Source organism: Micromonospora sp. NPDC005161 (assembly GCF_053599855.1).
The window spans coordinates 185,821-195,270 of record NZ_JBSFYQ010000011.1 but is presented as its reverse complement, the minus strand read 5'-3'; the positions used below and the strand labels follow the sequence as shown (position 1 = coordinate 195,270).

11 protein-coding genes, 1 pseudogene and 1 riboswitch are annotated in these 9,450 nt (G+C 74.7%); of the genes and pseudogenes, 5 read left to right on the top strand and 7 right to left on the bottom strand.

All coding sequences use genetic code 11. The features are described from left to right. Positions 1-865 (top strand): annotated as a pseudogene (locus ACWD5O_RS13975) (hypothetical protein); the annotation flags it as partial. 213 nt (positions 866-1,078) lie between these two features. Here ACWD5O_RS13975 and ACWD5O_RS13970 read toward each other — a convergent pair. The 6 genes from ACWD5O_RS13970 to ACWD5O_RS13945 form a co-directional block, all read right to left on the bottom strand. Further along, a complete protein-coding gene (locus tag ACWD5O_RS13970; protein WP_354962260.1) occupies positions 1,079-1,645 on the bottom strand; it encodes a dienelactone hydrolase family protein in 567 nt (188 codons plus the stop codon). Between the two features lie 55 nt (positions 1,646-1,700). Continuing rightward, positions 1,701-2,246 carry a nucleotide disphospho-sugar-binding domain-containing protein gene (locus tag ACWD5O_RS13965; protein WP_450085495.1) on the bottom strand — a complete coding sequence of 182 codons (546 nt, stop codon included), beginning with the start codon at positions 2,244-2,246 and terminating at the stop codon, positions 1,701-1,703. Positions 2,247-2,317: 71 nt separating this feature from the next. Beyond that, positions 2,318-2,815 (bottom strand): hypothetical protein, encoded by a 498-nt coding sequence (locus tag ACWD5O_RS13960; protein ID WP_450085494.1) that lies wholly within the window; start codon positions 2,813-2,815, stop codon positions 2,318-2,320. 9 nt (positions 2,816-2,824) lie between these two features. Next, entirely contained in the window at positions 2,825-3,208 is a 384-nt protein-coding gene (gene paaI / locus ACWD5O_RS13955; RefSeq protein WP_354962581.1) for a hydroxyphenylacetyl-CoA thioesterase PaaI, read from the bottom strand. A gap of 31 nt (positions 3,209-3,239) precedes the next feature. Further along, positions 3,240-4,301, bottom strand: a complete 1,062-nt coding sequence (locus ACWD5O_RS13950) for an AMP-binding protein (protein ID WP_450085493.1) — start codon at positions 4,299-4,301, stop codon at positions 3,240-3,242. Between the two features lie 337 nt (positions 4,302-4,638). Further along, complete coding sequence (locus ACWD5O_RS13945; protein WP_354962265.1) at positions 4,639-5,088, bottom strand: MarR family winged helix-turn-helix transcriptional regulator; 450 nt, start codon at positions 5,086-5,088, stop codon at positions 4,639-4,641. Positions 5,089-5,224: 136 nt separating this feature from the next. On the opposite strand from ACWD5O_RS13945, the gene ACWD5O_RS13940 reads away from it, so the two are divergent. From ACWD5O_RS13940 to crcB, 4 genes are all read left to right on the top strand, one after another. Next, positions 5,225-6,445, top strand: coding sequence for an MFS transporter (locus ACWD5O_RS13940; protein WP_450085492.1), 1,221 nt, complete (start codon positions 5,225-5,227; stop codon positions 6,443-6,445). Between the two features lie 152 nt (positions 6,446-6,597). After that, positions 6,598-7,356, top strand: a complete 759-nt coding sequence (locus ACWD5O_RS13935) for a class I SAM-dependent methyltransferase (protein WP_354962267.1) — start codon at positions 6,598-6,600, stop codon at positions 7,354-7,356. 187 nt (positions 7,357-7,543) lie between these two features. After that, positions 7,544-8,035 (top strand): fluoride efflux transporter FluC, encoded by a 492-nt coding sequence (locus tag ACWD5O_RS13930; RefSeq protein WP_450085491.1) that lies wholly within the window; start codon positions 7,544-7,546, stop codon positions 8,033-8,035. Next, the gene (gene crcB, locus ACWD5O_RS13925; RefSeq protein ID WP_354962270.1) at positions 8,032-8,394 is read left to right on the top strand and encodes a fluoride efflux transporter CrcB; all 363 of its coding nucleotides are present in this window, start codon (positions 8,032-8,034) and stop codon (positions 8,392-8,394) included. The genes ACWD5O_RS13930 and crcB overlap by 4 nt, the downstream gene beginning before the upstream one ends. Positions 8,395-8,488: 94 nt before the next feature. Here crcB and cobO read toward each other — a convergent pair whose 3' ends face one another. Next, complete coding sequence (cobO, locus tag ACWD5O_RS13920; RefSeq protein ID WP_354962271.1) at positions 8,489-9,100, bottom strand: cob(I)yrinic acid a,c-diamide adenosyltransferase; 612 nt, start codon at positions 9,098-9,100, stop codon at positions 8,489-8,491. A gap of 126 nt (positions 9,101-9,226) precedes the next feature. After that, positions 9,227-9,403, bottom strand: a riboswitch (cobalamin riboswitch). Positions 9,404-9,450 lie beyond the last annotated feature (47 nt).

Below are 9,450 nucleotides of genomic sequence, written 5' to 3'. Positions count from 1 at the left end.
CTCTTTGCCTACTCGACGCTCTTCCGTGCTGCGCCGGGTCGCCGCCGAGCGGCTGCCCCGGGCGCTGCGGGCCGTCTTCGCCCGCCGCGCGGCCGACGGCGCTCATGCCGACGTCACCTACCCCGACGCGATCGAGCAGAACGCCGGCTCCGCCCCCGACCGGCCCGCCGCGGTCGGCGCCGCCTCCGCCGCACGCCACGCGGACGCCCCTGCTTCCGCCGCACGCCACGCGGACGCCCCTGCTTCCGCCGCCGACCACGCGGACAGTCCCGCTTCCCCCGCACAGCGCGCGGACAGCCCCGGCTCGGCCGCACGCCACACGGACACCCCTACCTCCGCCGCACACCGCACGGATGCCGCCGGCCCGGTCGCCGGCCGCGCCAAGATCGTGCCCCTCGATGCCGCCCGATCCCGGACCCACCGCCTCGACGCCGCCGTCGCGGCACTGACCGTGACGCGGCCGGCCGCCGCAACCCACCCGGCGGGGCCGCGCCGGCATCCCGGCACGCCGGCGACGGCCCTGCCGCCCCGGGTCGGCCGTCCGGCGCCCGCGCGGCGGTTCCGGACGACCGCCCCGGCGGGCGACGTGCCGCCGGTCCGATCCGCCGCCGCCCTCGCCCCGGCCCGCGCGGGGCGGGCGAACGCGCCGACGCCGCGCTCCATCGCGCGTGGTGACCGGAGCCCGGAGGTGGGCCGGACGCTGGCACCGGTCCGCGCGGCACCCGCCGCACCGGAGTCGTCCGGGCTGCGGCCCACGCGCCAGCGCGGCGCGCTGACCGTCGTCCGTGCTGCGCCCGGCGTGGCGCGCGCCGTACCCCGCCCGCCGTTGATCCATCCGCTGGGCGGCCTTGCCGCGTCCGCGTGACCGTTCTGGCGACGATTGCGCAAGGGCCCTCGCCAGGCCTCGCGATCCAGCCGACGACCACCGTCGTGCCGCCCGCCCACTGGCCGCCACACCGCCTGCCCGGCGGCGCCGGCAGCCGTCGACGTCTGGGGTGACCTGGGCAACGGTGCCTCAGCGGGAGTGCCCTGGCCACGAAGGTGCGCAGCTGGGTCGCCGCGCCGACGGGTCCGACGCTCAGGCCGTGGCGAGGAAGGCCAGCACCCGCGGCCAGGTCGCCGCGGCGGCGTCCGGGGCGTACTCGGCGAGGTCCGGGTCGGTGAACAGGTGCCCCGCGCCCGGGTAGCGGAACACCGTCAGGTCGGCGCCGACGTCGGTCATCTCCCGTTGCCACTCGTCGACCTCGTCCGGCGCGTCGTACGGGTCGGGGTCGGCGAGGTGCAGCTGTACCGGCAGCCCGGCGCGGGCGGCTTCCGGCGCGCCACCGGTGCCGTGCAGCAGGAGCAGACCGGCGGTGTCGGGGCGCTCGGCCAGCAGCGCCCCGGCCACGCCGGCGCCCATCGAGAAGCCGGCGAGCACGGTCTCCGCCGGCAGCTCCCGCAGCGCCGCGCGGGCCCGGTCGAGCACCACCTCCTGGCCGATCTTGTCGAGCAGCGCGAAGCCCTCCTCGACGGTGTCGGTGGCCTGGACGCCGTAGAGGTCGGGCGTGACGACCCGGTGCCCGGCGGCACGCAGCCGGTCCGCGGCGGCGCGCACGGCGGGCCGCAGCCCGTACACGGAGTGGAACAGCACGACGTGTCGCATCCGGTCATCCTGCCCCAGCTGGGCGGCCGTGCGAGGTGGGCACGCGGGGCGGCCGTCAGACCAGCGCGGCCAGCCGGGCCACCAGTTCGGACGGCGGCGGCATCGCGGCGATCTCCCGGCCGACCTGCCCGGCCGCGGCCCGCAGGCCGTCGTCGGTGAGCAGCCGGGTCAGCGTCCGCGGGGTGATGTCGCGGGGGCGTAGTGCCAGGCCGGCGCCTCGACGGGCCACCAGCTCGGCATTGTGCCGCCGGTCCCCCGGACCGACGGTGGCCAGCTGCGGCAGGCCGGCGGCGAGAGCGCCGAACGCGCTGCCCGCCCCGCCGTGGTGGACCAGCGCCGCGCTCGCCGGCAGCGCCTCGTCGAGCGGGATCCAGTCGACCACCCGGACGTTGCCGGGCAGCGCACGGGTCGAGCGCGGGTCCGGCCGGACCAGCACGATTTCGGCGTCCACCCGGGCGGCGGCCGCGACCACGGCAGGCATCGGCCCCCGGTCGCCGGGGCCGGTGAGGGTGCTGCGGGTGACCAGGATCCGGGGCCGCTCACCCGGCTCCCGCAGCCAGGCCGGGAGCTCGCCGCCGCCGACGTAGGACGTGTACCGCATCGGCCAGCCGTCCTGCCTGGTCACGCTGGGCGGGGCGACGGCGAGGGCCGCGGCGGGCGGCGGCAGCTCGGTCAGGTCGTGCCGGCGCAGCGCGGCGCCGAGTCGGGCGGTGGTGGCGCGGACCAGGTCCCGTCCGTCGAAGAAGGCGTTCTCCTGCCGGACCGCCGGACCGCCGGCACGCCCAGCCGGGCGGCGGCCACCGCGCCGGCCACCGCGAACGGCTCGTGCAGCACCAGATCCGGACGCCACCGGGTGGCCAGCGCGACGATCGGGTCGGTGAGCTGGTCGTTGAGCGCCCCGAAGAGCAGGCCGGCGCCCCGGGTGCCGGCCGTGCCGGCCAGCTCGGCGCGGGCGACGAGCGGGTGGCGCGGCAGCACGCGCAGCGCGATCCGGCCGAAGTCGAAGCCCGGCGCGATGTCGTGTACCGGCAGGCCGGCGTCGGCGGCGGCCAGGCCGCCGCCACCGGTCGCCAGCAGCACGTCGTGGCCGGCGTCGCGCAGCGCGACGGCGAGCGGCACCAGCGGGAAGACGTGGCCGACGAGCGGCGCGGAGACCACCAGGACACGCATGGGCGGATCCTATGTCGACGGTGGCGACGCCGGTGTCCGGCTGCGGCCCCGGAACTCGGCGACCACCTCGCCGTCGTCCCGGGTGACGGTGACGTCGTAGATGCCGCTGCGGCCGTAGCGGGTGCGCTCGGTGGCGCGGGCGGTGAGCAGATCACCGGCGCCCGCCGGCCGGACGAAGGTGATCTCACCGCCAGCCGCGACGGTCACCGGGCCCCGGCTGTTGCAGGCCAGCGCGAACGCGGTGTCGGCGAACAGGAAGACGAAGCCGCCGTGGGCGATCGCATGACCGTTGAGCATCCCCTCGGTCACCCGCATCCGGGCCACCGCCGCGCCGTCGCCGGCCTCGACCAGCTCGATGCCGAGACCGCGCGAGGCCACGTCGGCGGCGAACATGTCGTACGCCGGGTTGCGCTGTTCCGCCACGTCAGCCGGCCCGCCGCTGGTCGACGATTCGCCGCATCTTGCCCACCGAACGCTCCACCGCGTCCGGGGCGAGCACCTCGACCGCCACGCTCACCCCGATGGTGTTCTTCACCAGCTCCACCAGGGTCGCGCCGGCGCGCTCGGCGGCGTCCACGGCGACCTCGGCCCGCCGCTCCACCCGCACCGTCAGGGTGTCCAGCCGGCCCTGCCGGTCGAGTACGCACTGGAAGTGCGGCGACAGCTGCGGGGTCCGCAGGATCAGCTCCTCGATCTGGGTCGGGAAGAGGTTCACCCCGCGCACGATCATCATGTCGTCCGTCCGGCCGGTGATCTTCTCGATCCGGCGCATCGGGCGGGCGGTGCCGGGCAGCAGCCGGGTCAGGTCCCGGGTCCGGTAGCGGACGACCGGCATCGCCTCCTTGGTCAGCGAGGTGAGCACCAGCTCGCCCTGCTCGCCGTCGGGCAGCACCGCGCCGGTGAGCGGGTCGATGATCTCCGGATAGAAGTGGTCCTCCCAGAGGTGCAGCCCGTCCTTGGTCTCGACGCACTCGGTGGCCACACCCGGGCCCATCACCTCGGAGAGCCCGTAGATGTCGACCGCGTGGATGTCCAGCCGGTGCTCCATCTCCCGGCGCATGTCCTCGGTCCACGGTTCCGCGCCGAAGATGCCCACCCGCAGCGAGGTCGCCCGGGGGTCGAGGCCCTGGCGCTGCATCTCGTCCACGATGGCCAGCATGTAGCTGGGCGTGACCATGATGACCTCGGGTTCGAAGTCGCGGATCAGCATGACCTGGCGTTCGGTCATGCCGCCGGAGACCGGGATGACGGTGCAGCCCAGCTCCTCGGCCCCGTAGTGCGCGCCGAGCCCGCCGGTGAACAGCCCGTAGCCGTACGCAACGTGCACGCGGTCGCCCGGACGGCCGCCGGACGCGCGGATCGACCGGGCCATCAGCCGGGCCCAGGTCCGCAGGTCGTCGCGGGTGTAGCCGACCACGGTCGGCCGGCCGGTGGTGCCGGAGGAGGCGTGCAGCCGGGCGACCCGCTCGCGGGGCACGGCGAACATGCCGAACGGGTAAGTTGTCCCGCAGCTCCGCCTTGCCCGTGAACGGGAAACGGGCCAGGTCGTCGAGGTCGCGGCAGTCGTCGGGATGCACCCCGGCCGCGTCGAACGCCCGACGGTAGTGCGGCACGTTGTCGTACGCGTGCCGCAACGACCAGCGCAGCCGCTCGCGTTGCAGGGCGCGCAGCTCGTCGATGCCGGCGCGCTCGATCGGCTCCAGCTCCTCGGGACGAGGGGTGCGGTCCTGCATCGCCTGCCTCCTTCGTGCGACGGGCCCGGCCGGGCTCCGGGTACCGTACGCCCGGCCTGGTGGGCCGACCATCGCCGCCCCGGAGTGGAGTCAGCGGGCGGTAGGCAAGCGGTGCAGCGCGGCCACCAGCGGGGCCAGCTCCGGGGTGGCCTCCCCTTCGGCCAGTGCGGACGTCAGCACCTCGTCGTGGGTGGGTCTGGCGTGGGCGAGCAGCTCGGAGCCGGCCGGGGTCAGCTCGGTGTAGATGCCGCGCCGGTCGTCGGCGCAGAGGATCCGGGTGAGCAGGCCGCGCTGTTCCAGACGGGTGACCAGGCGGGTGGTCGCGCTGCTGGAGAGCGCGGCGGCGCGGGCGAGTTGGCTCATCCGCATGTGCCAGCCGTCCTGTCGGGAGAGCGCGTCGAGCACCGTGTACTCGACGACGGACAGGTCATGGGTGGCCTGCAACGCCCGCTCCAGGGACGTCTCGATCAGCCCGTGCAGGGCGGCGAGGGTGCGCCAGCCCTGCGCGCGGATCTCGACCGCGTCGTCGGCGATGCCCATGACGGCCTCCTGGGATGTGATCTGACCGGCCCCAGGCTACCACGCTTGCGCCTATATGAAGCGCGTGCAACTATCTCGTTGTTGGCGCGGGTAGTTGCACGCGCCGAATATCTGACCCCTCCCCGATGGGAAGACCATGCCCGTACGCCCCACGTCCATGCCGCCCGGCCTGATCGCGCTGGCCCTCGGCGCCTTCGGCATCGGGCTCACCGAATTCGTCATCATGGGTCTGCTGCCCGAGGTGGCCGCCGACTTCGCGGTCACCGAGCCGGTGGCCGGCTGGCTGATCTCCGGCTACGGCCTCAGCGTGGCCGTCGGCGGGGTGGCCCTCACCGCCGCGGTCACCCGACTGCCCCGCAAACCGGTGCTGCTCGGGCTGATGGTGCTCTTCATCATCGGCAACCTGCTCTCCGCGGTCGCCGGCGACTACGGCGTGATGATGGCCGGCCGGATCGTCGCCGCGCTCTGCCACGGCGCGTTCTTCGGCATCGGCGCCGTGGTGGCCGCCGGACTGGTCGCGCCGGCCCGCCGGGCCGGCGCCATCGCGCTGATGTTCGCCGGGCTGACCATCGCGAACGTGCTCGGCGTCCCCTTCGGCACCCTCCTCGGCCAGCACGTCGGCTGGCGTTCGACGTTCTGGGCGATCACCGGCATCGGGGTGGTCGCGCTGATCGGGCTGGCCCTGCTCATCCCCGGCCGCGGCACCGTCGACGCCCAACGCCCGGCCGGTGGGCTGCGCGGCGAACTGCGGGCCTTCACCCACCCGCAGGTCTGGCTCTCCCTGGTGATCACCGTGCTGGGCTTCGGCGGCATGTTCGGCGCGTTCACCTACATCGCCTACACGCTCACCGAGGTCAGCGGCTTCGCCACCAGCGCGGTGCCGTGGCTGCTGGTCCTCTTCGGCGTAGGGCTCTTCGTCGGAAACCTCCTCGGCGGCCGGGCGGCGGACGTGTCGCTGTCGCGCACCCTGATCACCGTCCTGGCCGTACTCACCGTGGTGCTCGTCGGGTTCGCCCTGACCGCGTCGAGCCCGGTGCTGACCGTCGCCTCGCTGGTGCTGATGGGCGCGTTCGGCTTCGCGACCGTCCCGCCGCTGCAGATGCGGATCATGCGGTACGCGCACCAGGCGCCCACCCTCGCGTCGGGCGCGAACATCGCGGCGTTCAACCTCGGCAACGCGCTGGGCGCCTGGGTCGGCGGGGTGACCATCGCCGCCGGGCTCGGCTACACCGCACCGATCTGGGCCGGCGCCGCGCTCACCCTGGCCGGCCTCGGTGTCCTACTCGGGGCGCTCCGGCTGGCCCGCCGCAGCGGGGCGCCGACGGCCGACGCGGACCTGGCACCGACCGCGGCCTGACCCGCGGCGGCAGTCGCGCGAGAGGAGAGCCGGGCCGGGCGGATGACCGACCCGGCTCCCCTGTGATCATCGCTCTGCCATGTTCTCGCAATTGCAAGTTATGTGCAACAAGGTCTGGACAAGTGTCTCGTTCGGTAACTAGCCTGATCCATATGACTCCTTACATCACGGATCCGTCGGCGTGGCAGGAGAGCTGGGACCGCCAGCAGGAGGCGTACCTACCGGACCGGGAGCACCGGTTCGCCGCCATGCTCGACGCCGTCGACGCGGTCCGCGACGGCCGGCCGCCGCGCGTGCTCGACCTGGCCGGCGGCACCGGCACCATCTCGCTGCGGGCGTTGACGCGTTTCCCCACCGCCGAGGTGACCCTGCTGGACCTCGACCCGGCGCTGCTGGCCATCGCCCGCGCCTCGCTGAACGACCGGGCCACCGTCGTCACCGCCGACCTCGGCGCCCCCGAATGGCGATCCGCCCTGCCTCACGACGAGTACGACGCCGTGCTCACCGCCACCGCGCTGCACTGGCTGCCGGCCGAGCGGCTCGGCCGGCTCTACGGCGAGGTCCGCGATCTGCTGCGGCCGGGAGGGATCTTCGTCAACGCCGACCACATGCCCGACGACACCCTGCCGGAGCTGACCAAGCGGCTGCTCGACCGGGCGCGGGACCGGCGGGCCGCCCGGTACGCCGCCGGGTCCGTGCTGTCCTGGTCGGACTGGTGGGACCGGGCCGGCGCCGATCCGGTGCTCGCCCCGCTGGTCGCCGAGCGGCACGCCATCTACCCGACCGGGCACAGCCCCGAGTGGAACCCCCCGGCCTCCTGGCACCTGGCCGCGCTGACCGCGGCCGGCTTCAGCGAGGTCGGCACGGTGTGGCGCGGCGGCACGGACGCCGCGGTCGCCGGGGTGCGCTGACCCACCAGCCCCGCCGGCCGGCGTCTGCCGCGCCGGTCGGCCCGGCGCTCGGTGGGTGGACGATATACTGACGCCGGAGCAGGAGCGCTCCCGGCGGTGGGGCCCGCCGTCCCGGGGACACCGGGAGAACCGCGACGCCGCTCGCCAACGGTCCCTGCCAGTGACACCGTGCTGGTGGGGAGGCATCATGTCCGGACCGCTCGACCCGCGTACCGACCCCGACGTCGACCTGCGCGTCCCCGCCGACCGTGGCGAGCTGAAGGCTCATCCCGCGGCATTGCTCGCGGCGATCGCGGCGGGCGGGGTGCTCGGCGCGCTGGCCCGGGCCGGCCTGCAACACGCCCTCCCCCACGCGCGGACCGGTTTCCCGTGGGCGACCTTCGGCATCAACCTGACCGGCTGCCTGCTGATCGGCGTCCTCATGGCGGTGCTCGGGCACGTCGGCGGCGGTCGACCGCTGGTCCGCCCGTTCCTCGGGGTCGGGGTGCTCGGCGGGTTCACCACCTTCTCCACCTACGCCGTGGACGTGCAGCAGGCGGTGGTCGCGGGCGCCCCGGTCACCGCGCTGGCGTACCTGGCCGCGACGGTGCTCGGCGCCCTGGTCGCGGTGTGGCTGGGTGACGCCGCCGCCGCTCGACTGCTCGACCGGGACCGCGACGACGGGCGGGCCGTCCGGTGACCGTGCTGCTCATCGTGCTCGGGGCGGCCGTCGGCGCGCCGCTGCGCTACCTCACCGACCGGGCCGTGCAGGCCCGGCACCACTCGGCGTTCCCGTGGGGGACGTTGACCGTCAACGTGTTCGGATCGCTGCTGCTCGGCGTACTCGTCGGGCTGCCGGCCGGCCCGGCGGTCAGCGCGCTGCTCGGCACCGGCTTCTGCGGCGCGCTGACCACCTACTCCACCTTCAGCTACGAGACGCTGCGGCTGACCAGGACCGGCAACCGGCTCCTCGCGCTGGCCAACGTGCTGGGCAGTGTGACCGCCGGGCTCGCCGCCGCGACCGTCGGCTACGTCCTCGCCCGGGCCCTGACCGGCTGACCCGTTCCCGGCCAGCGGAGACCGCTGCGGCCGTCCGGGCCGGCGCGGTCGTCGCCCATCGGGCGGGGCAGCGGCCACGACTCGGCGGCGGCGCTCACCACTCGATGCCCTTCTGGCCCTTCTGGCCGGCGTCCATCGGGTGCTTGACCTTGGTCAGCTCGGCCACCAGGTCGGCGGCGGCCACCAGGCGCGGGTCGGCGTCCCGGCCGGTGATGACCACGTGTTGGAAGCCGGGACGGTCGGCCAGGGTGGCCACCACCTCGTCGACGTCCACCCAGCCCCACGTCATCGGGTAGGTGAACTCGTCCAGCACATACAGCCCGTAGCGCTCGGCGGCCAGGTCGCGTTGGATCTGCCGCCAACCCTCCAGGGCGTCCGCGGCGTGATCGGCGTCGCCGCCACGCTGGATCCAGGACCAGCCCTCGCCCATCTTGTGCCACGCCACCGGCGCGCCGTGACCGGTGCGCTCGTGCACCTCGCCGAGGGCCCGGAAGGCGTTCTCCTCCCCCACCCGCCACTTGGCGCTCTTGACGAACTGGAACACCCCGACCGGCAGGCCGGCTGCCCACGCCCGCAGCGCCAGCCCGAAGGCGGCGGTGGACTTTCCCTTCATCTGTCCGGTGTGGACCATCAGCAGCGGCCGGTGACGTCGCTGCCGGGTGGTCAAACCGTCGGCGGGCACCGTGCTCGGCTTTCCCTGCGGCATCAGGCGGTACGACCGGGGCCGGGTGCGGCGGTGGGTGCGGCGGAGAGCCCGCCGAGCGGATCATGACGGTGTCCGTCAATGAAAGAGACGCCGTGCGTCATCGGGTCCTCCTCGGGTGTCCACGCCCTGGGGTACATCCCGACGGCCGAAGTATCCTGGCTTCCGGATCGACGCTCTCCCCCGGCCTTCCAACCGCAGACACGCGGCCGTGACTCACGAGGGGGGATCGCTCCCCGGTGACAGTGGCGGGACCGCGTCGGAATCACACCGACTTCCTTCACTGCCGTCAGGCCGCGAATGCTGCCACACCCGTCCGTCGCCGGTCAACGCCGACCCCGGCCTGGCCAGGC